Annotated in this window: 24 protein-coding genes; 12 read left to right on the forward strand and 12 right to left on the reverse strand. The window is 39.7% G+C overall.

Annotated features, from left to right (window positions below; all coding sequences use genetic code 11):
• The first annotated feature begins 182 nt into the window (after positions 1-182).
• Entirely contained in the window at positions 183-1,169 is a 987-nt protein-coding gene (gene moaA, locus ACMX3D_RS23350; protein WP_482748194.1) for a GTP 3',8-cyclase MoaA, read from the forward strand.
• A gap of 76 nt (positions 1,170-1,245) precedes the next feature.
• Here the strand turns inward: moaA and rpsD are convergent, their stop codons facing one another.
• Entirely contained in the window at positions 1,246-1,854 is a 609-nt protein-coding gene (rpsD, locus tag ACMX3D_RS23355) for a 30S ribosomal protein S4 (protein WP_482748195.1), read from the reverse strand.
• A 199-nt stretch (positions 1,855-2,053) separates the two neighbouring features.
• Here rpsD and ACMX3D_RS23360 point away from each other — a divergent pair, with 199 nt between their 5' ends.
• The gene (locus ACMX3D_RS23360; protein ID WP_482748196.1) at positions 2,054-2,632 is read left to right on the forward strand and encodes a hypothetical protein; all 579 of its coding nucleotides are present in this window, start codon (positions 2,054-2,056) and stop codon (positions 2,630-2,632) included.
• Between the two features lie 398 nt (positions 2,633-3,030).
• Here ACMX3D_RS23360 and hetR read toward each other — a convergent pair whose 3' ends face one another.
• The 6 genes from hetR to ACMX3D_RS23390 all read right to left on the reverse strand — a co-directional run bounded on the left by hetR (position 3,031) and on the right by ACMX3D_RS23390 (position 11,630).
• Positions 3,031-3,930, reverse strand: a complete 900-nt coding sequence (gene hetR, locus ACMX3D_RS23365) for a heterocyst differentiation master regulator HetR (protein WP_482748197.1) — start codon at positions 3,928-3,930, stop codon at positions 3,031-3,033.
• Positions 3,931-5,196: 1,266 nt separating this feature from the next.
• Positions 5,197-7,404: an EamA family transporter gene (locus ACMX3D_RS23370; protein ID WP_482748198.1), complete on the reverse strand. Its 2,208-nt coding sequence runs from the start codon at positions 7,402-7,404 to the stop codon at positions 5,197-5,199.
• A 630-nt stretch (positions 7,405-8,034) separates the two neighbouring features.
• Positions 8,035-9,303: an inorganic phosphate transporter gene (locus ACMX3D_RS23375; RefSeq protein WP_482748199.1), complete on the reverse strand. Its 1,269-nt coding sequence runs from the start codon at positions 9,301-9,303 to the stop codon at positions 8,035-8,037.
• 151 nt (positions 9,304-9,454) lie between these two features.
• Complete coding sequence (locus tag ACMX3D_RS23380; protein ID WP_482752411.1) at positions 9,455-10,501, reverse strand: zinc-dependent dehydrogenase; 1,047 nt, start codon at positions 10,499-10,501, stop codon at positions 9,455-9,457.
• 214 nt (positions 10,502-10,715) lie between these two features.
• Positions 10,716-11,147, reverse strand: coding sequence for a PIN domain-containing protein (locus ACMX3D_RS23385; RefSeq protein ID WP_482748200.1), 432 nt, complete (start codon positions 11,145-11,147; stop codon positions 10,716-10,718).
• An 18-nt stretch (positions 11,148-11,165) separates the two neighbouring features.
• The gene (locus ACMX3D_RS23390; protein ID WP_482748201.1) at positions 11,166-11,630 is read right to left on the reverse strand and encodes a helix-turn-helix domain-containing protein; all 465 of its coding nucleotides are present in this window, start codon (positions 11,628-11,630) and stop codon (positions 11,166-11,168) included.
• 354 nt (positions 11,631-11,984) lie between these two features.
• On the opposite strand from ACMX3D_RS23390, the gene ACMX3D_RS23395 reads away from it, so the two are divergent.
• The gene (locus tag ACMX3D_RS23395) at positions 11,985-12,224 is read left to right on the forward strand and encodes a hypothetical protein (RefSeq protein ID WP_482748202.1); all 240 of its coding nucleotides are present in this window, start codon (positions 11,985-11,987) and stop codon (positions 12,222-12,224) included.
• Entirely contained in the window at positions 12,221-12,472 is a 252-nt protein-coding gene (locus ACMX3D_RS23400; RefSeq protein ID WP_482748203.1) for a hypothetical protein, read from the forward strand. Before ACMX3D_RS23395 ends, ACMX3D_RS23400 begins: the two co-directional genes overlap by 4 nt.
• A 186-nt stretch (positions 12,473-12,658) precedes the next feature.
• On the opposite strand, the gene ACMX3D_RS23405 is transcribed toward ACMX3D_RS23400, so the two are convergent.
• Positions 12,659-12,862, reverse strand: coding sequence for a hypothetical protein (locus ACMX3D_RS23405; RefSeq protein WP_482748204.1), 204 nt, complete (start codon positions 12,860-12,862; stop codon positions 12,659-12,661).
• 360 nt (positions 12,863-13,222) lie between these two features.
• On the opposite strand from ACMX3D_RS23405, the gene ACMX3D_RS23410 reads away from it, so the two are divergent.
• The 4 genes from ACMX3D_RS23410 (at position 13,223) to clpB (ending at position 18,075) form a co-directional block, all read left to right on the forward strand.
• A complete protein-coding gene (locus ACMX3D_RS23410; RefSeq protein ID WP_482748205.1) occupies positions 13,223-13,822 on the forward strand; it encodes an HMA2 domain-containing protein in 600 nt (199 codons plus the stop codon).
• Positions 13,823-14,025: 203 nt separating this feature from the next.
• Positions 14,026-14,208, forward strand: a complete 183-nt coding sequence (locus tag ACMX3D_RS23415) for a hypothetical protein (RefSeq protein ID WP_482748206.1) — start codon at positions 14,026-14,028, stop codon at positions 14,206-14,208.
• A 283-nt stretch (positions 14,209-14,491) separates the two neighbouring features.
• On the forward strand, positions 14,492-14,926 hold the full coding sequence (gloA, locus tag ACMX3D_RS23420; protein ID WP_482748207.1) for a lactoylglutathione lyase: 435 nt from the start codon (positions 14,492-14,494) through the stop codon (positions 14,924-14,926).
• Between the two features lie 506 nt (positions 14,927-15,432).
• A complete protein-coding gene (gene clpB, locus ACMX3D_RS23425) occupies positions 15,433-18,075 on the forward strand; it encodes an ATP-dependent chaperone ClpB (RefSeq protein WP_482748208.1) in 2,643 nt (880 codons plus the stop codon).
• Between the two features lie 132 nt (positions 18,076-18,207).
• Here the strand turns inward: clpB and ACMX3D_RS23430 are convergent, their stop codons facing one another.
• On the reverse strand, positions 18,208-18,354 hold the full coding sequence (locus ACMX3D_RS23430) for a hypothetical protein (protein WP_482748209.1): 147 nt from the start codon (positions 18,352-18,354) through the stop codon (positions 18,208-18,210).
• Positions 18,355-18,902: 548 nt separating this feature from the next.
• On the opposite strand from ACMX3D_RS23430, the gene ACMX3D_RS23435 reads away from it, so the two are divergent.
• Positions 18,903-20,060, forward strand: a complete 1,158-nt coding sequence (locus tag ACMX3D_RS23435; protein WP_482748210.1) for an extracellular solute-binding protein — start codon at positions 18,903-18,905, stop codon at positions 20,058-20,060.
• A gap of 33 nt (positions 20,061-20,093) precedes the next feature.
• Here ACMX3D_RS23435 and ACMX3D_RS23440 read toward each other — a convergent pair whose 3' ends face one another.
• Positions 20,094-20,633, reverse strand: a complete 540-nt coding sequence (locus ACMX3D_RS23440; protein WP_482748211.1) for a hypothetical protein — start codon at positions 20,631-20,633, stop codon at positions 20,094-20,096.
• A gap of 190 nt (positions 20,634-20,823) precedes the next feature.
• Positions 20,824-21,603, reverse strand: coding sequence for a class I SAM-dependent methyltransferase (locus tag ACMX3D_RS23445; protein WP_482748212.1), 780 nt, complete (start codon positions 21,601-21,603; stop codon positions 20,824-20,826).
• A 154-nt stretch (positions 21,604-21,757) separates the two neighbouring features.
• Here ACMX3D_RS23445 and ACMX3D_RS23450 point away from each other — a divergent pair, with 154 nt between their 5' ends.
• The 3 genes from ACMX3D_RS23450 to ACMX3D_RS23460 all read left to right on the forward strand — a co-directional run bounded on the left by ACMX3D_RS23450 (position 21,758) and on the right by ACMX3D_RS23460 (position 25,082).
• A complete protein-coding gene (locus tag ACMX3D_RS23450; protein WP_482748213.1) occupies positions 21,758-22,645 on the forward strand; it encodes a LysR family transcriptional regulator in 888 nt (295 codons plus the stop codon).
• Between the two features lie 341 nt (positions 22,646-22,986).
• Positions 22,987-24,813 carry a PAS domain S-box protein gene (locus ACMX3D_RS23455; RefSeq protein WP_482748214.1) on the forward strand — a complete coding sequence of 609 codons (1,827 nt, stop codon included), beginning with the start codon at positions 22,987-22,989 and terminating at the stop codon, positions 24,811-24,813.
• A 143-nt stretch (positions 24,814-24,956) separates the two neighbouring features.
• Positions 24,957-25,082 carry a hypothetical protein gene (locus ACMX3D_RS23460; protein ID WP_482748215.1) on the forward strand — a complete coding sequence of 42 codons (126 nt, stop codon included), beginning with the start codon at positions 24,957-24,959 and terminating at the stop codon, positions 25,080-25,082.
• Positions 25,083-25,290: 208 nt separating this feature from the next.
• Here ACMX3D_RS23460 and ACMX3D_RS23465 read toward each other — a convergent pair whose 3' ends face one another.
• Positions 25,291-25,968, reverse strand: coding sequence for a hypothetical protein (locus tag ACMX3D_RS23465; protein ID WP_482748216.1), 678 nt, complete (start codon positions 25,966-25,968; stop codon positions 25,291-25,293).
• Positions 25,969-26,078: the final 110 nt, after the last annotated feature.

Here is a 26,078-nt window from a genome sequence, read left to right on the forward strand (position 1 = left end):
TCAAAGTTTGAGCCACCTTGGCTATTGCTATAAGTCAAATATACTAAAAACTAAAGGCGCAAAGTCTTACGCCTTTATTCATATACTGCATTTTATAGAGAACTGGTATATTTTGTCAGATAAGTAACCTTGCTTATCCTCTACTCTTGAGCGGAAAATACAATAGAAATAAATACTTTAAAATGAACCAGGTAGACTATCTCCGCATAAGTTTAATCGATCGCTGTAATTTTCGCTGTCAATACTGTATGCCGGAGGGTGCAGAACTAGAATATGCCCTGAAGCAACAATTACTTACTGACGCGGAACTACTTACTCTGATTCACGAAGTGTTTATCCCGGTTGGTTTTACACAGTTCCGCTTCACAGGAGGAGAGCCTTTACTGCGTCCTGGTGTAGTAGAGTTGGTAAAGGAGATCGCATCATTTAGCGAAACTAAAGACTTGTCGATGACAACTAACGGGTTTTTACTTGCACCCATTGCTAAAAGTCTTTACGATGCAGGTTTACGCCGAATTAATATTAGCCTAGATTCCCTTGATCCCCATATCTTTGATCAAATTATCGGCAATCATGGACGTTCTCGCTGGCAACAAGTCTGGGATGGTATTCAAGCAGCCTACAAGGTGGGATTCAACCCTCTAAAGCTGAATGTAGTGGTGATTCCTGGAGTCAACGACCACGAAATTCTTGATTTAGCTACCCTCACTATTGACAAACAATGGCACGTCCGATTTATTGAATTTATGCCTATTGGTAATTGGCAATTGTTTGGCGATCGCGGTTGGGTATCTTCTGCTGATTTACGCCAACGCATCCGCAAACAATGGGGTTTGACAGAATCGCAAGTTCGTGGTAATGGCCCTGCTGATATTTTTCAAATCCCAGGAGCGAAGGGAACATTGGGATTTATTAGCCAGATGTCAGAATGTTTTTGCGATCGTTGTAACCGGATGCGTCTAAGCGCTGATGGCTGGTTACGCCCTTGCTTATTAAATGAAACTGGTCAATTAGACTTAAAAACTGCTCTGCGCTCTGGTGTTAACATTCACCAGTTACGAGAACAGGTTAGACATTTATTAGCAATTAAGCCAGAAATTAATTTTAAAGGCCGTGACTCTGGTACTACAGGCACATACAGCCGCACCATGTCCCAAATCGGTGGATAAATAAAAAAGTCTGAAGTGTGAAGTATGAAGTATGAAACACCAATTCATCCTTCAGACTTCATCCTTCATACTTTCTCTACGCTTGTCGTGAATAGTATTCCACAACCAGCAGTTCGTTAACTTGTAGAGCCACCCACTCACGCTCAATGACACCGTTAACTTTACCAGTCAGCTTGTTTTTATCAAATTCCAAATGACTGGGAAGGTTAGCTAAACCGGGATATTGCAAGTTAGTTTCTACCAACTTCCGTGATTGTTCTTTATCCCTAACAGCAATTACCTCACCAGGACGGCACTGGTAGCTGGCAATATTTACTACACGACCGTTAACTGTGACATGGCCGTGATTCACCAGCTGACGCGCTGCTGGGATTGTGGGAGCCATACCCAAGCGGAAAACGGTATTATCCAAGCGCATTTCTAGCAATTGCAATAACACTTGTCCGGTAGAACCAGTCACGCGTCTGGCTTTACGGACGTAGCGTAGCAGTTGCTTTTCTGTGAGACCGTAGTTAAAACGGAGCTTTTGCTTTTCTTCTAGACGGATAGCATATTCAGAGCGCTTTTTACGGTTCTGACCATGCTGACCCGGTGGATAGGCGCGTCTTGCGCTTTTACGAGTTAATCCTGGTAATTCGCCTAAGCGACGTACAATTCTGAGGCGTGGCCCTCTGTATCGGGACATGAGTTTCCTTAATCTAATCCTGTTTAAACTTTACCCAGACATACTATTATAAATATCTGTAAATCAAAAATGCCAAAAATCCGAAATTTAATCATCAAAAATTTATAAACATCAGAATTCTAGAGCCAAGTGTCAGAATTCAGAATGTAAATCAGAGTTGTTTTACATTTGAAATAGCATAACTGAGGGTTTTTGGAAAATGGCAATAAAAACACAAAAGGTTAGTCAAGCTAGGAAATCTCAAGGCAGGTCTATTTCTGGAATATTCAACACTCACACCATTCGTTGGGCTACACCAGTTTTGGCTATAGCGGGACTGGGGACATCTAGCCTTCCCAGCGCAGCTCTGACAATATTTTCTGATGATCACGATAGTTACCGTGTTTGTGCAGCGCAACTTTTAAAAGCAGGTGTAGCACCACAAGCTGCTGCTCAAGGTTGTGCCACAGCAATACGTCCCAGAGATTTATCTGCTTGTGTAGCGACTATTAAACAGAGAACAAAAATTGAGCCAACAGATGCGCTTGCTTCCTGTACAAGGGCGCGTCGTCCCAAAGAATTAGCTAGTTGTGTTGTCGGTGTCAGCCTCAACACCAAAGAGGAAATTAACTCCGCAGTTTTAAATTACTGTGGTCGCAGTTTGTTGCCCATCACTTTTGGTGATTGTGTGGTTGGCTTGCGTAAGGAAATTTCTTTAACACCAATGCAGGCGTTAGATACTTGTATCGACGCTAGTGAAACAGCTAATGGAATTACGTATTCACCGACAGTCCCTTAAACTTAATATTACAGCAGATTGCCAGTGAATGAGGTACAGAGTTGAAGAACAAAGCTATATAATAAGATGCTTTCAAAGCTGATCCCCGTTCCCCGTTCCCTGCTGTATTTACTAATTATTTAGTCAATTGTCTATAGTGACTTATCTTTTGACTACAGACTGTTGACTAAAACTAACCCTGTTTATTTATATAAAGCTAAAAATATTAATCATCCAACTTGATAAAAGTGGATAGCAACGGAAGCATCCTGCTATGGAAGACAAAAAACTAACTATGTCTCTGATTTTGCAGCAGGAGCCTGCCCGTCGTGATGATTATACATTTTGATTTGAGATTTACCGGTTGCTGAGTTTGAGGATGCTTAGTTTACTAACCGGAAGTTTTCAGAGAAACTTTGTTAGTCTTCTTTTCTACCAAAAACCATCTGTAAAATCATGGGAATACCACCACTTTGGTGATACTTATCTGCCCAGGCGCGGATAACTTCGTCAAGTTCCTCCATTGCTTGATCCCATTTTTCTGGGGGAATATCCAGTTCTTCCAAGGCACGCATGGAGTTCGGGCGTTTTTCCGCCCAATTTCTCATCATCCGAAAATACCGAGCTGTATCTTCCAACATAATGTAGGTACGCTCTTGATCGTCGGCTGGTGCATAGAAAGGACGAGTCAGGGCATAGAAGGGCATTCCCCAAGGCGAATCAATTCTTGTTACCGTACCTGAATAAAGCAGACGACGCTTGATGTGTTCTGCTAAGGCTTCACTCAAGGGCATTTGATGCTCTGGAGGCAGGACTTCTTGCGATCGCTTGTGCAAAAATTCAATCAGTTCCAAAAACTCAAACGAGCTAACTAATTGCGCGTCTGGCAAGTTAGCAGGTAGTTTTTGCTCAATTTGTTTTTTCTCTTCACTCGTCAAACTAGTCCCTGGTACTCGCGATCTTCCTGGTTGCCAAGGGTATTTTTCCATCCAGACGTAAGGCAGTTGAATTAAGTAGCGTGGTTCTTGAGAACCCAACATTTTCAGCAGTTTGCCTTCTGTCAGTGCTTGCCTGACTTCTTCTACAATAATCTTGACTCTTTTTGGCTCCAGGTGGTGTAAATGACCGGTCATTCTGAGGTTTTGACCCTGCTCAAGATAGGTCATGTAAATTGCACACTTAGCTGCCGTTGCTGCTGCATCTAAGAATGCCCCATGCCTGTGTCCACTAGTCCGCATGGCACTAAAAGCCAGATAAAGCATGATCTGATCCATCGCACTAGGGCCAAGACGTTTGATCAGATCTATGTCGTTACTCATATTTACAGACAGTTTAATAGCACGTTTACAGATTTATAGTCAGAGGAAAGTAAGTAGTATACACCCAACTTTAGGCGATATTGTTACTCTAAACTTTCTAGGATGCTGTGAATCTCAGGTTACTAGTAGTCGAAACTGCCAATGGCTCCGAATTATATAGCAAATTACTACTAAAAAGAAGCTTATTTATTTGGCTATTGTTATCTTTTCCTGACAGACTCTGAAATAACCTTTTATGTCCTCTATTTGTGCTACCAATTACAAAATCATCGATCTTCCCGGTTTAATCTATAAAGATTGTCTTCGGTATCAAGACTTTGGCATCCTTTACTAGTAACAACAGGAAAACTACTTCCTGATTGTGGTAACACACCTTATTGCTGAAATAGCAGTAACTAGTTGATGGACTTGGTGGTAAGCACCTTTCCCAAGAATTACTAAGTTCTTTGGGTTTGTAGAGAATTTTGGTTACCCGTCGATTTCCTGTTTATGAGGAGTAATCTTAGAGTCAATCATCTACTAAACTTGCAGAAAATTACAGGTTGAGTAGATACTAGTAGACTACCATAATGCTCACAGCTTTCGGCAACTTTCTGGCATGTTCAGGTAGTTAGTACTTAGATAAATCTAGTTCCTAAAATTAGGCAGATAATTCTCAGTCCAAAATACCTTTTATTACCTTCAATTATGATATTCTATTCTTTCAGATTTTTTATCAAGTTTATGTAAATTAACCTAATCTTAATATTATATTAAGGGTCTATAGATTCTAGTTTAGATCTTAGTAATTATTAAGGATTCCTGATATTTCCAGCAATATGAAAAAGCCGCTTTTACTTCCTTGAGCATTTGCTGATACTTGATCCCGTAAAACTTTGCTTTTAGGGTATTTAGGGAACAGAATATGTCTCAAGATTCACAACAGTTGAATTGAAGATTACTTACAGAAATATAGTTTTTTATATTTATTTTGTACTAAATATTTGGGTGTTTAACAGTCAGAAAGTCTGTGAAAACGATTTTCGACTTTGTTATTTATAAAATATACAGGTATCTGGTGTAGTAATACAATTACCAGATTCAAGAATATTTATTTGGATTATTTGCTAAATCGGCTGTAATATTCTGAGTCTGTTGCAGCAAGTTGATGATTATTAAAACAAAATAAAAAATTGAAAAGTTAAAAATCAAAGTTGAGATAATGAATCGTTTATTTAGCATTCGACTTTTAACTTTCCTCTCTGTTACATGACTGCTTTTTGTCATTTAAGCTTCAGAACTAGATGATTTAATCTGATGACGCATTTTCTCAAAGCTAAAAGCAGCAGCACCAAAAGTGACAAATAAAACGCCTAAAATCTGAATAATTTCTAAAGTTTCTTGAATCATCAAACCTGCAAAAACAACAGTTAAGATTGGCACGCCTGCACCGATAATTGCCGATCGCAAGGCTCCAAGTTTGCGAATACCAACATTGTTGAGAACGTAGCTCAAAAGTGTCAGCACACCCAAAATCAAAGCACTTAAAATAATCTCCAGTAACTTAGAACCATCAATTGCTAAGCTCAAATTGCTTGGAAGGGGTAACATCAAACCAATAAAGCTCAAAACAAACATGGTGGTAAAACTAATCAAAGTAAAAGACACAGGATGCAGTTTAGCTGCACAAATCCGGGTCAAAATTACATAACAGGCAAAAGCCATACCACCAAAAATGGCGGCACTGCTACCAACAGAAAAATCGCTGATCCCCGCAGTTGCAGCGCCTCCTAAAACTAATAATTCACCCAAGAAAATAGAACCAATGGCAGCAGCGCGAATTCCAGTAGGTTTATCGCGGAATAATAACCAAGACAACAAACCGCTAACACTGGGATAGATAAAGAAAAGTGCGATCGCCATACCTGTTGTGACTTGACCGATAGCCAAGTAGACTAGCACCTGAGATAAAAACAAAAAGCAACCACTAGCAATTGATAGTTGCAAAACTCTCTGCGCTCTTACTTTCACTGCTGAGGGCTTACCACGTACTGATTCCATCAAGTTTTTGAGATCTTGCCAAACCTGTGGATGCATCATTGGCGCTAACAGTAACGTTAGCGGGACTACCACTGCCAACCGCAGCAACAAAATTAAGAAGATATTTCCTAAAGTTGGTGATAACAACCGCTCTACAGCTAAACTACCAACCACCGCAGAATCTTGGTGGAACATCATTTTTACGGCTACGTTATACAGCGATGAAACCACTGTAGACAACACAATCAGCAAGAACCCAATTTGAACCGGCGACAAACTTTGAGATTTGCCTAAGCTTCTAGATTTAGGTTCCGGTGCAGGTGGTGGAGATATTGTTTCATCTTCAACCAAGTCTGGGTTGAGAACGGAAATTGGCTCACTAGCCTTGCGCGATGAAGATTTTATTTGAGTTTCTGGCACATCCAGGCGCAGTACAGACTTTTGTTCACTCGCCTGATTGTTAGGTGAAGATGGTGTTTCACTTTCTGCAACCTCTTTGTTGGGTAAAACAATTGGTTCAGGAGGTTTTTCTTTAGGAGGAAAGTCTTTGGGAGCGATGGAAATCGGCTGGTTTGGACTTTCTTTAATCGGGGGAATAATAACTGCTGATGATGTTACTGATGCAGAAGATTTATTCTTGTTTTCATCCGAGTTATTGGTGACTTCTGACAACAGTGGATAAGTAACTGAAGAATTAGCCGATGATGGCTCATCTGGTTGTAAAACCGTGGGTGAAGATACTTTTAAAGTACTGCTAGGCGATCGCTCACTTGATTGTAAAACTGTTGGTGGCGATACTTTTAAAGTACTACCAGACTGTGGCTCATCTGGTTGTAAAACCGTTGGCGGTGATGGTTTTGTTACTTGGGTAGTTTCTTTTATGGCTTTGGTTAATTCCCCACGCAGGTGATTAACTAATTCCTCAACGATTGCTTCGCCTTGCTGCTGCTGGCTTTGCATCCGAGATAATTGCCCAGAAAGATTACCTTGGTAATTTTTCAGTTCCTGTTGCAGGGAGTTAAAAGTAATGGTCAGAGTGTCATCCAAACTCCCCAACATTTGTTTAATCTGCTCATTACTTTCGGCTGATTTTAGTACCGCTTGTTCATCAGCCTGACTCATCTTGAGTTCAGTAGCTAAATTCTTGAGCGATGATTGCAGTTGCGAAGAAATATGTTTGGCTAAAACTTCTGCCAACTGCCGAATTAACACTTGCTGCTCGGTGATTTGTCGCACTTGTTGTAAGTGTTCTTTTTCCTCTAACAGCTTTTGAATGTCGTCATACAGCCGCTCTTTTTCCGCTTGCAGCCGTTTTATTTCTTCTTGCAATGATCTCAGCACGTTTTGTTGGAGATTTTCTAAATCTTCCACCACAGCCCAGAGTGCTGTTTCTGCCGATCTCGATAGTTCGCCTCTAACTCGCGGGTTGTCTGGCCGTTTTTCAAATCGCCCCATTAGCTTCTAACCTCTAACACCTTGAAGATAAAGCTGCTTCCCGTAAATTTGCTTGGCGCTCATACTAATTTTCAGTATTTTCTTCAGATAGACCAAAAAATTTAACAAGATTTGCACGTATAAAGGTAATTTTGTCACGCTGAACACAGCTTGGCAAAGTATATAGTGTTTTGCTTGACAGCTTCACATATTTTGTGACATGGATCAGCCAGAGAATTCAATCCTTTAAAAGTGAGATTTTTAGATGAAAATCTGTCACTCAATATAAATACTTGTTATTTTGATAGCAACAGTAAGTTTTAAATACTTGCAAATAAATCCTTTTTGATCACCAAGAATGGCAAGTTTGTAAAAGTTAGATGTAAATTAGTCCAAAATGTAACTTTTGTGACAGTTTAAATTTTTTCTGGACATTAGGTTGGCTTGGAAATTTTCCAATATTATTTGCTCCTAGAAAATATTTTAGCTAATTCCAGTATTTCAAAGTAGTGAGCAATAGGAAGTCAGGATAATTTAAATATTTATTTGGCAATTTTTGATCCCTGCCTTTTTCAAGTTAGTTATCAGACAATTTCACTAGCAAACCCAAAAACATAGCTCTATTCCCTACTCCCAACTTTCTATTTGCATCTAGTGCCAAATCATCCGAGCAATACTAAAGATAGTTGCGCTGAGAACTGCACTCAAAGGAACTGTAATTAACCATGCAGCAGCAATCCCTTGCAGCGTTTGGAATTTAATCGAATTCAGACTTTGCACCATCCCAATACCTACTACACCTCCTACAAGTGCGTGAGAAGTAGAAACAGGTAAACCTAACCGAGAAGCTAGAAGAATGGTAGTGGCGGTTGCAAGTTCTGCACAAAATCCACTACTAGGTTGCAAAGCAATGATGTTTTCGCCAATGGTCGCAATGACGTTTTTACCCCAAATAGCTAAACCTGTAACAATACCTGCACCACCCACAACCAAAATCCACACTGGGATAGTCAGTCCATTGATGGGTACGTTACCAGTAGTATTAATATAAACAATCGCCGCTAAAGGCGCGATCGCATTTCCTACATCATTAGAACCATGTGCAAAAGCCACAAAGCAAGCGCTGAGTAGTTGGAAGCGACCGAATAATCTTTCTGTGGGAGTGGGGAGTGGGGAGTAGGGAGTAGGGAGTGGTGATTGTTTTTCTAATTGTCGCCAACTAAATAAAGTTAGTCCGACTGCTGCTAATGCACCTGTGAATAACGGGATGTCGTATGCAGGTATATCAATGCCAACTTGCTGAATTAAGAAATTGGTCAAAGGTTGCGTTAGAGAAGGTAGCACAATCACACCAAACACACCCAATAAAACTGCACTCAACCAAGGAATCCATTCTCTTAGCTGGGTAATTTGATTTGATTGATCTAAAATCCAGCGCTTAATTTGACTGTAAAACAAGGCGGCAATACTACCGCTAATTATGGGTGTCACAACCCAGCCAATGGTAATCATACCGATTGATGACCAATCGATTGCACCTATACCCATTGCTACGGCACTAAATCCAGCGATCGCACCAACGACGGCATGAGAAGATGATACAGGTAAACCTTTAGCAGTAGCAATTTGCAACCATACACCGCAAGATATTAATACAGTAATCATTCCCGTAATCAACAATTGGGGTGTGGCTGCAAACAAGCTAGGATTGGCAACTTTCGTCGCTAAAGTTTCTGATACTTCATGCCCAAACAAGACAGCGCCAGTAAACTCTAAAACTCCAGCAATAATGATTGCTTGTTTAAGAGTCACAGCTTTGGAACCAACAGAAGTTCCCATTGCGTTGGCAACATCGTTAGCACCAAGATTACAGGCAACGTAAAAAGCTAGGATGACAACTATAACTACTGTTATGGGCATGGATTTGGGTAGATGTATAGGAACTAAGGAACAAGGATTAGGCAATCTGCGTTTTCATAATTAATATCCCGCCTCGGTTGGACTCCCATTGTGGGAGTCTATGGCAAAATTAGCTATAAGTATTTTCTACGTGTTAGCTTCTTTGCCCGGATCAAGGATAGATTAAAATTTTGTATGTATCCGCAGAAGGCGCGATCGCTTGTTCTACGGCTGCTGATAAGTCTTTGAGAGGGTAGCGATCGCTAATTAAAGCAGACACATCAATACGCCGATTGAATACAATATCAGCCGAAAGCGCCTGAAGACGGTAAGAAGAACTGTAACTACCCATCAAATCAATTTCTCGGCGGTAAAGAATATTCGGATTGATAGGAATTTCTAATTCATCGGGAAACTCAGCGAAAAACAGTATTTTCCCTCCTTTGCGGGTGCAATCGAGTGCTTGAAAGAACGCTTTTTCGCTGGGTACAGCCAGTAATGTTACATCCACACCTAATCCATTTGTGAGTGCCTGAATTTTCGTGGGTAAATCGGGATCACGAGCATCAAAAGCTGCTTCTGCACCAACATTCAAGGCTTTTTCTATTCTAGAGGGCAGTAAATCAGTGGCGATCGCTTTTGCACCAAAATACTTCACCAACATCACAAACATTAACCCAATTGGCCCTGCTCCTGTAATCAATACAGTCTGTCCAGGGGCAATTTGAGCTTTTTTCACTGCCTTGAGACAGCAATTAGTTGGTTCAACAAAACTGGCTTCTTCAAAAGAAATATCGTCGGGTATGGGAATTAACCCTCCATTCTGCACAATATGTCCTGGGACTTTGACATACTCGGCAAAACCCCCACCACTAGCATTAAACCCGGCTGTAGTGGAGATATTTTTGTAAACATCGCACATTGAGAAATTTTCATTTAAACAGTAGGCGCAACGCATACACGGAATGTGGTGCATCACTGCTACCCGTTGTCCTACCTGCCAACCTCTAACTTCAGAACCGACTGCGGCTATTGTCCCAGCAGTTTCATGTCCAAATATGCGCGGTGGTTCATACAGAGGATAACGAATTTTTTTAATATCTGACTGACACAAACCTACAACTTGCACCTGCACCAGCACTTCATCAGCTTCTAGTTTTGGTACTGGAATTTCTTCGTAAGATAGTTGATTTACGCCTCTAAATACCTGTGCTTTCACGTTGATTTTTTCACCGCTCAACGATCTTAGATGTAACATTAGCGGTCAACGTTGAGCTATAAAATTTCAGGATTTTGTGTTTGCACTAATTTTGCGTAGATTCATAAAATAAGATTTTTCTCGTGAATCTTGGTAACTGTTTACTCAGCAGTTCAAGTAGTTGAACAAAAGTTTTAGGACTTCTTTTATAATTTTGGGACTGACCCTGGATTACTTAAATCATTTCTGCTGGGTATTGGTCGAACAGGTCACTAAGAAAATTATCGGGTGACTGTGCTGTGATATGCCAAGGCATTAAAGCTTGGCTATTAAAATCATTCAGATTGTTAGTAACAATAATGTCAGCCTTAACTATGACCGCAGCAGCAAGCACATGACGGTCTTTGGGATCATTGGTCATCACTTCCTGTAATTCCCAAGGCACTTCATCAACCATTGCTTCAGGAAAAGCAGATTTGATTACTTCCTCTAAATTTTTAGCTCCTTCAGCAGAAATTTTACCTCGAAGAACTAGATTGCTCATTGCTTCATCTAAGATTTTTTGCGACCAATAAGGTACATACAGTCCAGCCTCAGCAGTGGATAGCAAAGTGTCTCGTAAGTACATTGGAAATAGAACACAAGCATCTAAGATAACTTTGAGCATAGCTATTTTCCCAAGCAGTTACTCGTCATCTTCGTATAAACCAGCTTCTTCAGTTATCTCTATTAGCTCTTGCAAAAGTTTTCTCCGCTTGCTATCTCGCTGTTGTTTATACTGCTTCAAATCTTCAAAACGGACACGTCGATGTGTGCCTACCATGATGTAAGGGATTTCACCTTGCTCTAATAATTTAATGAGATAGGGACGTGATACGTTGAGAAAGTCTGCTGCTTGTTGTGTTGTGAATTCTTGATCCTGAATTACTACGGATACTAATTTACCCGATGCCATTGCCTGAACAACTTGACGCAACAATTTATCCAGTGACTCAGGGATAGAAATTGTTTCACCATTTGCAGCTACTAAATGTAGTTGAGAATCTGCAAGTTTAAGTATAGTTTCTAGTTGCTTGATAGATTGAATTTCTTCTTCTGGAAGCAACACTGGCTCTAATGGCTTGTTTTGCTCAGAGATGATGGAATTCATGGTGAATGTTTTAAGTAGGCAAGTCATATATTACAATATTGTATTTCATAAACGAAATATCCGAAACAAGGTGCGATCGCCTGAATTCCATAGTGGTGAACGTAGTAATTCGTTTTGATAGATAAAAACTACTAAACCTATCGGTAATATGCATTATTTGTTCTAAAAGGCGGTAAATCTATCGATTAACCGTATATTATGAATAAAGCAAGAAAATAATTAATTTAAAAAGACAAATTTACCCATAATTAGTTGATTGTCGGCAATATTTGTCAAATTTTGCTGTTTATTTTTGAATAGCTGCTCACAGCTTGCTTAACAGCATATTTACCAGGAAAGCCAGAAGGAGTACATGTGAACAACGCCATACTAATCAATGAAAGCTTAACAACAACAGGACAAGTCTCATTCAAACAGCTAGAGCAAGCTATCCAAGAAGGTTATAAGTCAGTGTTAAATTTGCGCTCGCCTGATGAACTAGGATTTTTTCAGGATGAGCAAAAACTTGCTGAAAAATTGGGGTTGTATTACGTCAACCTACCCGTGAAGCTAGAAGCGCTAAATGAAGAATTGATTACCAAAACAAAACCTTGAAAACATTGGAACAGCTACCAAAACCAGTTCTCATACACTGTGCAGCCGGAATGCGCTCAACGGGAATTGCATTGTTGAGTATAGCTATCCAAGAAGGATTAAACGCAGAACAAACCTTAGCGAAAGCCAAGAGTTTAGGCTTTGGATTCTTAGAAGACTTTAATGGTTTTAGTGTTAGTCCTAGACTGAAGCAATTATTTGTCAACTACGTTAATAAACACGCAAAGATAGCTGTGCTGGCTCGCTAGGCTAATGAAAATGTAAATAATTTATATCTATTCTTCCAAATCCGACAACAGAGCCAAACCCAGAAATATAAATGTTGTCGGAATTTCGTAATTATGAATTTGTAAAAAGTAGATATTTACTCAGATGAAACTTTAACTCTTAAGTAAACAAACTCAGCACTAAATAAACAATTTTTTACGAGTTTTTTAGTCATCTGGAAATTGCCAGCAAGAGATATATTCAACATCCTCGCTACCGCATTTCCCACACACAGCATTATATAAAGAATCTACCCATTCATACTGACAACTACGACAATGACAGAAAATGTTATTGCGGTTAGCCATCACAATACCTTGATGCCATTCATGCATTTGAGCAGAATTGGCGAACGGAAAAGTTTCTGGCATCAATTTCAACCTTTAACTTAAATTATTTCGGTTTAGTTAAGTAACCTGAGCCGTAAGTCTTTATATAGGACTCATATTTGATTTCTGCGAAGCTAGGTATACTTTTATTCCTTCTTACCTGTTCCCCGTTCCCTTCCTACGTAAACAGTCTCAGAAATCAAATCAGATTCCTATATATTTAAGTTATTCCTACTTTTGATAGTTACTTATACTACTCTGTAGATAGAGTTTTAGAGATAAGGTAACACTTATTATATTCTGTATTGGAAATGGTAGCGTCAAAAGAGAAATATTTAAATAGTAGCTATCATTGGCAAAATTTATAAATAAATATAAGTTTTATTAAGCTACACATCGGATATGAATTATCGAAAATTATTTTGCAAACGCCAAAATAAGCTGGGCAATGTGCATGGTAAAAATACAAAGACCAGCAAAAACTTGGCTAATCAGAAAACGCTATCTCAACAAATATCATATAGCGTTGCCCATGCCATTTCTGGGCGAATTCGTTTTCGGATTCCTCGGCTATCAAAAGATGCTGAGTATGCTAATAAACTCAAGGTGGCGATAGAATCTAAAATTAAGAGTGCAAAAGTCCGAATTAATCCTACAGCTTCATCTGTTGTTGTTCATTATCCATCAGATTTCATGTCAGATGGAAAAATGCGATCGCATCTAATTAACTTAATTCAAACCGCTCCAAATATAGTTTTACCAACAAAAGTCAGTAAAAAAACAATTGTTGGAACTATGTTTGATGCTTTAATCAACTTAATGGAAAGCTTACGTAACGTCAACAAAGCACGTAATGCTATTCAGCATCAACAAATTAGAAGAGACCGTTGGGAGCGATTACTCGCCTCTGGAGAAAGCATAATTAAAGGTTTTAAATCTGCTATAATGTTTATCCTACCTAAGAATCGATGGCAATCACAATCAGCGCTAAACTCTGCTTAATTATATTAGTTTGATAATTTATCCAGAGTGATAGATGCAGAAAATTACAAAATTACCCTAAGTAAAAAAGATTATTAGATAGTTTATCAAACACGTCATATTTTGGTCGGTTTTTACTCTACCATTCTGATTGTTTTTAGCCAAAATGTAAGTAAGTAGTGCAATATCTTGCACTTTTATCTAGCTAAATACAGAGGCAAAGTATGTTTCCTTTTTGGGGTCACTTCTGTTATGGTAGCGAACCTATTTCGCACAAAGCTCACTTAGAACGTAAACTAAAGTTTCTGACTTGGATGCGAGATGATTTAGAATCAAAGCTATCTGGTATTAATGCTGCCATTGATACCATTCGGGAACAAATAGACCGTGAAAATAGAGCTGCTTAAACTTTGATTTTGGTCTGGTCAAGGAGTCTAGGTAAAACTTAGAACTCTTTATTTTGTTTGCTTGAACCTAACGCACCGCCAGAAAAGGTGGTGCGTTAAGTGCTAGAAAGAAATATCTTCAGGGCAAAACATCTCGAAGATATAGCAAAATTCAGCTTTGAAACACTCTACAACAAGTTTAGGCAAATTTATCTCTTGTGTTGGTAGCTCATTCTCTTCATCAGTCCCTTGTAAAATGTTGGCAGAAATCCATAATCTTACAGAACCAAAGTAAAAAGTCATTATGCGCTTACTACATACAATGCTGCGGGTAGGGAACCTAGAAGAATCATTGAAATTTTACTGTGATCTCCTGGGAATGAAGTTGCTACGTAAAAAAGATTATCCAGGTGGTGAATTTACCTTGGCTTTTGTTGGCTACGGTGATGAAAGTGATCATGCAGTTATCGAATTAACTTATAACTGGGGAGTGGAAAAGTACGAATTGGGTAACGCTTACGGTCACATTGCTTTGGGAGTGGATGACATTTACGCTACCTGTGAATCCATTAAAAATCGTGGTGGTAAGGTTGTGCGGGAACCAGGGCCAATGAAACATGGTTCTACAGTCATCGCTTTTGTGGAAGATCCAGATGGATACAAAATTGAACTGATTCAATTGGCTACTCAAGGATCAGCAGCGAAGCAAACAACACAAGACCAACTTGTATCGCAATAATTTTGATTACCATCAGAGTGTCAGGATTTTTTCTCACAAGACTTACGTGCAAACATTGTTTGCTGAGGCGGTTTATTGAGTCTGGGTATAGGGTGTAAGGATTTTGAACACTTACATCCACATACCCATACAGCCTTCCCTCAACCTTAGTTTTTCTTTTTCATAGGTAAGTTCTAGATAGTTGACAAATTCTGCCCAACTTGTAACCGCAGATACAAGCGGATATAAACTCAATAGTGCTTGGATAATTATTTGGGGAGAGAATACTGTAAAAGTATGAAGTGTGAAGTATGAAGTATAAAGCGTGAATATTTCTTATGGTCTGCGGCAAGTCTTTCAGGGTCTAAATTTTTTATGATTGATTATTCCTCGCCCCTAGCCTCTAGCTCTCTTTCATCCTACGCTACTAAAAGGAGATGCCGCGATCGCATCTGGTGCTTCTAAGTCCTCCACCTTTCCCCAACCCCCAATTTCTTAAATAAAATCCGCAATTCAAAATCGTAAAGATGCAGCCTACAGATCCCAATAAATTTACAGATAAAGCCTGGGAAGCAATTGTCAAATCTCAGGATATAGTTCGTGCTTATAAACAACAACAATTAGACGTTGAACATTTAATTATTGCTCTTTTAGAAGAACCTACCAGTTTAGCAATCCGTATTTTAGCGCGGGCGGAAATTGACCCGATTCGCTTGCAACAGCAATTAGAAGCATATACTCAACGTCAACCTAAAGTTGCTAATAATGACCAGCTTTACCTCGGCCGTAGTTTAGATACACTACTTGACCGCGCTGAGGAAGCCAGAGTCAAAATGAAAGATACTTACATCTCTGTCGAACATATCCTCTTAGGCTTTGCAGAAGATGAACGTATTGGTAGACGCATTCTCAAAGGCTTTAATGTCGATAGTTCTGCACTAGAGGCGGCGATTAAAGCTGTGCGTGGTAGCCAAAAAGTCACCGACCAAAATCCAGAGTCTCGCTACGAAGCACTGCAAAAATTTGGTAGAGACTTAACAGAACAAGCCAAAGCCGGAAAACTCGACCCAGTTATTGGCCGGGATGATGAAATTCGCCGCGTGATTCAGGTGTTATCCCGCCGCAGTAAAAATAATCCTGTTTTGATTGGTGAACCAGGGGTAGGGAAAACTGCGATCGCCGAAGCTTTGGCACAGCGTATAATCAACGGTGATGTCCCCGAATCTCTCAAAAATCGGCAATTAATCTCTTTAGATATTGGTAGTTTAATTGCTGGGGCAAAATATCGGGGTGAATTTGAAGACCGCCTCAAAGCCGTCCTCAAAGAAGTTATCGAGTCCAATGGACAAATTGTCCTATTCATCGATGAACTGCACACCGTTGTCGGTACTGGTTCTAACCAACAAGGGGCAATGGATGCAGGGAATTTACTTAAACCCATGCTGGCTAGAGGCGAACTGCGGTGTATTGGCGCAACAACCTTAGATGAATATCGCAAATATATTGAAAAAGACGCAGCCTTAGAACGCCGTTTTCAACAAGTATTTGTTGACCAGCCTAGCGTAGAAAATACTATCTCGATTTTGCGGGGTTTGAAAGAACGCTACGAAGTCCACCACAACGTCAAAATTTCCGACTCAGCCCTCGTGGCGGCGGCTACTTTGTCAGCGCGGTACATTTCTGACCGCTTCTTACCCGACAAAGCCATTGACTTAGTAGATGAAGCCGCAGCCCAGTTAAAAATGGAGATTACCTCCAAACCTTCAGAATTAGAAACCATCGACCGCCGCTTGATGCAGCTAGAAATGGAAAAGCTATCACTAGCGGGAGAAGAAAAGGTTCCTACTCAAACGCGAGAACGTTTGCAACGCATTGAACAGGAAATCGACACCTTAAAGTTAAAACAGCAAGAATTTAACGAACAATGGCAAGGTGAAAAGCAACTGTTAGAAGCTATCAGTGCTTTAAAGAAAGAAGAAGAATCTTTACGGTTGCAAATTGATCAAGCAGAACGGGCTTACGATTTGAATAAAGCTGCCCAATTGAAGTATGGCAAATTGGAAGGTGTGCAGCGCGATCGCGAAGCCAAAGAAACCAAACTTTTAGAACTGCAAAGCCAAGGTTCGACTTTGTTGCGTGAACAAGTCACCGAAGCCGACATCGCTGAAATCGTCGCCAAATGGACAGGTATCCCCGTCAACCGTCTGTTGGAATCAGAACGGCAAAAATTACTGCAACTCGAAAGCCATTTACACGAACGCGTCGTTGGACAGCATGAAGCCGTCGCAGCCGTCGCAGCTGCAATTCGTCTGGCCCGCGCGGGAATGAAAGACCCCAGCCGTCCCATCGGTTCATTTTTGTTCATGGGGCCGACTGGCGTAGGCAAAACTGAACTAGCCCGTGCTTTAGCCCAGTTTCTCTTTGATTCTGAGGATGCTTTGGTACGCCTAGATATGTCTGAGTATATGGAAAAACACTCAGTTGCGCGGTTAGTCGGTGCGCCTCCTGGGTATGTTGGCTACGAAGAAGGTGGTCAACTTTCCGAGGCTGTTCGCCGCCATCCTTACTCAGTTGTGTTGCTGGATGAAGTGGAAAAGGCCCATCCAGATGTGTTTAATATTTTGTTGCAAGTACTTGATGATGGCAGAATTACAGATTCTCAAGGCAGAACAGTAGATTTTCGCAACACCGTCATTGTCATGACCAGTAACATTGGTAGCGAACACATCTTAGATGTATCTGGCGATGATTCTAAATATGACATGATGCGGGATCGAGTGACAGATGCACTGCGATCGCACTTCCGCCCTGAATTTCTCAACCGTGTAGATGATATCATTCTGTTCCATACCCTCAGCCGCTCCGAAATGCGTCACATCATCCGCATCCAACTCAAGCGTGTTGAGAACTTGTTGAAAGAACAAAAAATTTCCTTTGAAATCACTCCTGAAGCTTGTGATTACTTAGTAGAAATGGGCTATGACCCAGTGTATGGCGCACGTCCCTTAAAACGAGCTATTCGCAGAGAAGTAGAAAACCCCATCGCTACTAAGATATTAGAAAATACCTTCATTGCTGGCGATACCATCCTCATTGACAAAGTTGAAGATAAATTGACTTTTAGCAAAAAAGTTGCTGTAAAGGTGTCAATACCACAGGCAATCACATAACTATTTTCTCAGTCAAAGTGAATAGTTTCTTATCTATTCTTCTAGTTAAAAGGAGTCAGAAAAATATTCTGACTCCTTCGTTTTCCGTATTCCGTAAGAATATTGAGTATTTTTAGCATTTCCAGAAGTGGTTTATTCCTTACCTGGCATTTCAGCTTCATGAATGGCTTGCTCTAAGAAAATCTTGGCATCATCTATTTGCCCAGATTCGATGCAACCATGAACAATTTTGCACCATTCTAATAAAGTTGCCAGCTTTTTTGGGCGTTTTTCCGGCATCAATGACTTTGAAATTGTGGAGTAAAGGCGCACATCCTGCATTGTGTAATACCTCCTTAGAAAATTTACCTGTATCTCCATATTTCACAAATCCTTATGTTTATTTACTTACACTTGAGATAGATATATTAAAATACTTAAGGCTTTCTTAAGTATTGACCTAGCAGAAATTCTCAAGAGCGATCGCAAGTAATTCTGAAAAAACCGTTCTCCAAATTGAAGAGTAATCAAGCACACAACAATGTTGAAATCAACAGCTAGTACTCAATCCAAAATACAGACAACAAATACAGCTTTTCTTGGCTTTGCAGCTACAATCGCTCCTATTTTTGGAATATTTTTAATGGGTCAAATAGCTAAAATTTAAGTCTTTAATAATAATCAGTATGGGGGTTGGAAGAATAACAAGTGCTTAAAATCACAGTCAACTACTTTTCAAACAACCTCTCAAGAGACTGAAATCGGTGTTTTCCCTAACTGTTCCTTGTTGCCGCCTCAACAAGTAGTTAGGATGTAGTCTAGAATCTAGGTTTACATATCCAAAATCAATGGATCGACGGTCTTTTTTGCTAAGTACAGGTGGATTGGCACTTTCGCAACTGCTGGTTGGGTGTAATAACAACCAACCCAAACTCAGCATAGAGTTATTGAAAGGTTCTATTCCTAGCCAAGTAGTTGATAAATTTCGCCAAGGATTACAGCAAAAGGCGCAGTTAAAATTTGCCCCAGTTGACCAAATACAGAATTTATATCAGCAATTGCAGAATTGGCAGGAACAAGCAAAAACTACCGAGAAACAAGCATGGACTCGCTGGATTCCATTTGGACAGTCTCAAACACCTGCTGTAGTTGACTTAGTGAGTTTAGGAGATTACTGGCTCAAAAGCGCAATTGAACAAAAATTAATTCAACCTTTAGAAGACGCAGAAATTAAACAATTAAAATATTGGTCGAGTTTGGATGAAAGATGGCGACAACTGGTAACTCGCAATGATCAAGGCAATGTAGATCCTCAAGGAAAAGTCTGGGCTGCGCCTTATCGTTGGGGTAGTACAGTGATTGTTTATAATCGGGAGAAATTTCAAAACTTGGGATGGGAACCGCAGGATTGGAGTGATTTATGGCGAGATAAGTTGCGATCGCACATTTCTTTACTAGATAATCCCAGAGAAGTGATTGGTCTAGTGTTAAAGAAACTCGGCAAATCATACAACACCGAAAATCTCGACACTGTACCAAACCTAGAAAAAGAACTGCAAACCTTAAATCAACAGGTAAAATTCTATAGTTCTAATACCTACCTAGAACCTCTAATTATTGGTGACACTTGGTTAGCAGTTGGTTGGTCAAGTGATGTTTTACCACTGCTGGCACGTTATCCCCAACTGAGTGTTGTTATCCCACAGTCAGGAACTGCTATCTGGACAGATGTGTGGGTACGTCCTACAAAGGCAAGTAAAAGCGACATCTCATCTAAATGGATTGATTTTTGTTGGCAACCAGAAATAGCCAAGCAAATTACTTTAAAGACTCGAAGCAATTCACCAATTTTTCCCGATATTGCAGCTGGTGATATTCCAGAACCAATCCTGAGTCTATTAAAGACAAATCGCCAAGTGTTCAATAAAAGTGAATTTTTGTTGGCATTGCCCACACCAACAGCAAAACAGTATGAATCTCTGTTCACCAAAATGAAGACAAGTTAACGAGTAATAATACTAATAACTCTGTAACCTGTTTCACTCTGACGATTGCTGCAATACTAATCTATTGAGAGAATTTATCTGAATTCGGCATGATGTTGGGCTTGTCTGAAAGTTACAGGTGTAACTTCCCAAAAGTTCTTGCTGATAATTAAAAACCCGCAAGTTATAAATATCTTTTCTGGCAACGCTACCTAAGCGATTGACAAAGCTGTAGCGTTCTAGATAGTCTAATATGCTCCAAACTTGCTGATTTACAATCACGTCTACTCGCCCAGGTGCTTTTGCAGACGCAGGATAAGCTATCCAATTATCCAACAACTTATTTTCGGAATTGGCTTGAGCTAACCATAAACTCGGAGTAGTTAATCCCTTTGGATTAATAGTACTGGCTGTAATTACAGCGCCGTTGGGATTAGTTAATAAATCTAGTTCTAAAGGCGCATCTGATGGCAACGGAACTGAGGATGTTTCTGCGAGTGAGGGCAAGACTGGAGAAAGAAAAATTCCACTCAGGCTGAGGCATAAAAATAGTAACAGCGATTTTTGACAACCTAGTAGTTTTTGTCTGAGCATAAGCTAATACCATTTGGCTCATGGATTAGAAGTCATGAACTTTACTAAATACAGCAGAATTCAGAATAAAAATAAGTTCTCTACCTAGCTTTTAAAGCTAAGTAGTATACTTCACGCTTCATGAAATCTGGTATATCCATAATTTATCTAAATTTAATGTCTGCATTTACTTAGTAAAGTTCCACACAATCTAAACTTTGATAGCCACGATGCGAATTCGTCGATAGTCTGCAATCCAAGTACCTTCTTGGTAAAGTGTAGGCTTGAGGTACTCTTCAGCTGCATCCATAATTTTTATTTGTTCTTCAGCAGATAGTTGTACCAAGAAAGCGCTGCCAAACATTTGAATCCAGTTTTTTATGCCTGCTGTACCATCTGTTAAAAGAGTGGGACGATCAAACAAAATAGCATGAGTAACTTCAAAGCCTTGTGTTTCCAATAGGGTAGTGTATTCACTAATACTGGGAAAATACCAAGGATTCAAGGTTTGGGGGTTAGATATACCTATTTTCTCGAAAGCAAAGTATAAAGCTTGGACGATCGCCTGTATATTACCTTTACCACCAAACTCAGCAACAAAACGTCCTCCTGGTTTGAGTGCTTGGTGTATGGATGCGATCGCTGCATCTGCTTCTTTTATCCAATGCAAGGTAGCATTAGAAAATACAGCATCGAATGTTTTGTCTATTTGCAAGTTGCGGGCATCAGCAACTTCAAAACGTAAATGCGGGTAATTTTTTGTTGCCTTTGCAATCATTGTGGCGGCGCTATCAATTCCCATCACCTCAGCGCCAGACTCGGCAATTTTAGCTGTGAGTTGCCCAGTTCCACAACCTAAATCTAAAATTAACTCTCCCGGCTTGGGGTTCAGCCATTGCAGTAAGTCTTCACCATATTTCCACACAAAAGCGTGTTTATCTTCATAAAGGAAAGCATTCCAGTTATGTTTAGGTATCGAAATCTTATTCATAAGTATTGAAATTCTAGAGTCTTGATTTAACAGCCTTCAACGATGACCTTCTGTTGATGACTACTTAATATTCACAGTAAAAAAGATTTTTAATTATGTCCAATATATTTTTATATTGTGATTAATATTTAAAAGATATTAGTCGCTAGTAACAATGGAATTACGCCATCTGCGTTACTTTGTAACGTTGGCAGAAGAACTGCACTTTGGCAAAGCTGCCGAAAAATTGCATATTGCCCAACCTCCCCTCAGTCAACAAATTCGTCAATTAGAAGCAGAATTAGGCTTTGAACTGTTTCACCGCACAAAACGCAATGTGCAATTAACCCAAGCAGGACAAGTATTTTTAAGAGAAGTGCAGCAAATTCTCCAGCAATTACAACAGGCAATTCAAATAGGACAACAAACCAGTCGCGGTGAAGCGGGAAAATTAGTGGTCGGTTTTGTCAGTTCAGCAGCGTATAATATTTTGCCGTATATACTCAGAAATTACCGCATTCTTGTTCCTGGAGTAAGTTTAGAGTTACATGAATTAACTACAGATCAACAGCTAGATTGGTTACGGGAAGGACGGTTAGATGTAGGTTTTATCCGTCCACCTATTGAAGACAGTAAATTTAGCTGGGAGACAATTTTTCAAGAATCGCTGATTGTAGCGTTACCAGAGACACATCAACTAGCGAATCAATCTCATATTAGTTTGACATCCCTTGCTAATGAAGCATTCATTTTATTTCCCAGAAAATTAGCGCCGGGACTCTACGATTTAATTATCAGCCTTTGCCAACAATCAGGTTTTAGCCCAAATGTTGTCCAAGAAGCCATTCAGATGCAAACAATAGTTAGTATCGTAGCAGCAGAAATGGGAGTGGCGATCGTGCCAGCATCCTTACAAAACTTACAACGAACTGGAGTAGTTTATAAACAAATTGAAGAACCTATTCCAAAAGTTGCAATCGCAATAATTTGGCGCAGTAGTGACACATCCTCAACTGTGCAGAAATTTTTGGAGATAGTTAGACAAACCAACCACTACCGATAATATTGTGTTTGGTGAAAGACTGATCATGAAAATAAAATATTTACTTTAGCTTGCGTGAAATTTTATAGAAAGCAAACATTCAGTCAAATTTAAGAAATAGTTAATATTTGATGCTTATTTGGGAAAAATGATCTCAGGCACTTCCATGACAGTAGATTTGGCTGAGTTCTCTGACGATAATTTTTTCTCAAGCAATAGATATGATCAACAGCACTACAACTAAATCTCTGCCTGGTTATTGCATTTTAGAATTACTTGACTCTGCCAATAGACCAATAAATTCACTGTATTGAGATTTACATAACTTCTCAACATCCATAACTAAAAAATAGTAAATCCGTATGTCTATTGAAGAATTAAATCAAGAGTTAACCAGCTTACGGCAACGCCTTCAGCAACTAGAACTAGAGAATGCCGAACTACGCCACAGAGTTTTAGAATGTACTACTAAATTGCAGCAAGAAATCAGCGAACGGCAAGCCGCGCTGTGCGATCGCCAACAAGTAGAAGAACAACTCCAAACTGCTCAAAAGTTTATGTATTCTGTGATCCAAACAATGCCTGTAGCAGTCTTTGTAAAAGATGCTACTGATTTGCGATTTGTTTTATGTAACCGAGCCGCTGAAGAGTTAGCTGGTGTCAGTGCAGAGGAAATTTTGGGGAAAAACGACTATGACCTATTTCCCAGAGCAGAAGCAGATTTCTTTACTCAGCGAGATAAAGAAGTACTCGCCAGCAAAAAAGTTATAGAGATTCCTGAACAGATAATTTGCACAAAAAGCGGTGAAATCCGGATTCTACACGTTAAAAAAACTCCTATTTTTGATTCTCAAGGTCAGCCCAAATACTTACTGGTTGTTCGAGAAGATATTACAGAGCATAAACAAGCCCAGCTAGATTTAGCAGCTAGTGAATTGAAGTTCCGTAGCTTGGTAGAAAATGCCAACGATGCAATTTATTCCATGACACTGAATGGCGTATTTAGTTATCTTTCTCCTAATTTTACGGATATGTTTGGATATGACATCTCAGAATTTGTAGGACAATCTTTCGTACCGCTTATTCATCCAAAAGATGTATCAGCTTGTATGACTTTCCTTCAAAAAATTACCCAAACAGGCAAAAAACAAGCTGGACTTGAGGTAAGAGTTAAACACAAGGATGGCACTTACAGATGGATTACTTCCAACACCTCACCTGTGATTGATGCTAATGGACAAGTTGTAGGTTTTCAAGGCATCACACGAGACATTACCGAACGCAAACAAGCAGAAGCTCAACTTCAACAGCAAGCAATAGAACTAGAGCAAACTCTCAAAGAATTGCAAAATACCCAGTCCCAACTAATTCAAAGCGAAAAAATGTCCTCTCTAGGTCAATTAGTAGCTGGAGTTGCCCACGAAATCAATAATCCGGTTAATTTTATCTACGGGAATTTGACTTACGCCAACAGCTATACCAAAGAATTACTCAATTTACTGCACCTTTACCGGATGAACTACCCAAATCCTGTATTGGAAATTCAACAAAAAATTAAAGCTATTGACCTCGATTTTTTAATTGAGGACTTGGCAAAACTGCTTTCTTCAATGGAAGTTGGTGCTGAACGCATCAGTCAAATTGTGGCTTCGCTTCGTACTTTTTCACGACTAGATGAAGCTGAGTTAAAAGCAGTAGATATCCATCAAGGCATTGATAGTACTTTAATGATTTTAGAGCATCGTTTGAGAAAGAGAGCTAATCATCCCCAAATTCAAGTTATTAAAAATTATGGCAATTTACCTTTAGTTGAGTGTTATGCTGGACAGCTAAATCAAGTATTTATGAATATTTTAACCAATGCGATCGATGCTTTGGAAGATTCAGTAATAGAAGGGAAACTTACTAATAATAAGCCGCAAATTGTGATTTTTACTCAACAAATAACTGCCAAACAATTAGTTATTCGTATTATTGATAATGGACCTGGTATTCCTGAACAAGTTAGGCAAAGATTATTTGATCCTTTTTTTACTACTAAAGCTGTGGGTAAAGGTACTGGGCTAGGTTTATCGATTAGCTATCAAATTATTACTGAACGACACGGTGGTTCGTTAAAGTGTATTTCATCTCCTAACCAGGGAGCAGAATTTATTATTGAAATTCCAATTGAACAGCCCAATAAGTAATACCAATTTTGAATTGAAGTCAGAATTCAGGAGTCAGAAGAGTTAAAAAATAAGAGTAGGACTAACTCCGGATACGAAAAATCAAGGGTTTGGTCAAGGGTGTAGGGGTATAGGGAAATATGGTTCAGATCAGATAATTCGTTATGTTTTGTAAACCAGTAGAGACGCGATGGCAGTCGCTACAACGGGGAGACAGCTGCGTGCGCGGGTGGTTTCCCACGCCACTTGCTACACCTGTCATACCTCCACAACGCAGTGGCTCGGCTTGAGCGAACTGTCGTGGGAACCTCCCTTCGGGTTCACAGTCGCCTGAGTCGGGAAACCCTCCCGCAGCACTGATTCACCGCAACGCACTGGCTCCCCTATACCCTTTCATCCTTGCTCAAACCCTTGATTTTTCGTCTTACTGCGTAATTCCTAGGGGATCTACCAGTCTCAAATACAACACCAAAAAGTTTTCAGACATCCTCTAACAACTCACTGACCTTTGACTGCAAAAACTTGAAAAATTGTTTGGTAGCCATCTTTTGCCGTAACCTCAGCCTCCTGACGTTCTTCATCAGTGAAGTTAACTTGTATTTCCTGATCATCAAGAAATTTAGCAATTAATTTTTCATCATCAAAGAAGAGAGTTTCGCCTGAGTGAAAATAGCGAATTGCCACAACCTTGTTATTTTTAAACCAGAAACCTATACCGTCTCCTGCTTCTAAAAGTGCTTCGGAAGCTGTTACTGGTTGATTATTAATACTACAAATTCTATAGCTGACACCTGCTTTGACTTTTGTTGCTTCATCGCAACCCTCAGTCATTTTTGTCAGAGACTGCATGAGTACATTCAAAATTTCTTTTGGAGTTTTAGCGTTTAATTCTTCTGTTTCCGTTGATTCAATCTCATCAATTTGTTCTGGCAAAGCAGAATTACCAATTATGCAATCATCGGGGATTCCATCACCATCGTAATCAATGCGTGAGTCATTTTCTCGACCATCGCGATCGCAATCGATTGCACCTCCTATGATTTTACCTTCTTTCGCTGCTGGTGTTGGAGCGTAAGTTAATGGAGCCGATGCTTGAGCTAGTTTACAAGTTGTGAGTAAAGCAGTGAAAACCAACAAGCTCAAAGACAATTTTTTAGCAAATCGCAGTTGTTTCATTACATCTGTGAGTAATTAGGCTGTTTTAGTTTGCCCAAAATACAGATGTTTTCTTTTATGTGAAATGCAAAGCTACGAGTTTTGAGACAGATGTTCAGCCTTGTATTTTT

The sequence above is a fragment of the Anabaena sp. TISTR 8404 genome (genome assembly GCF_056847745.1).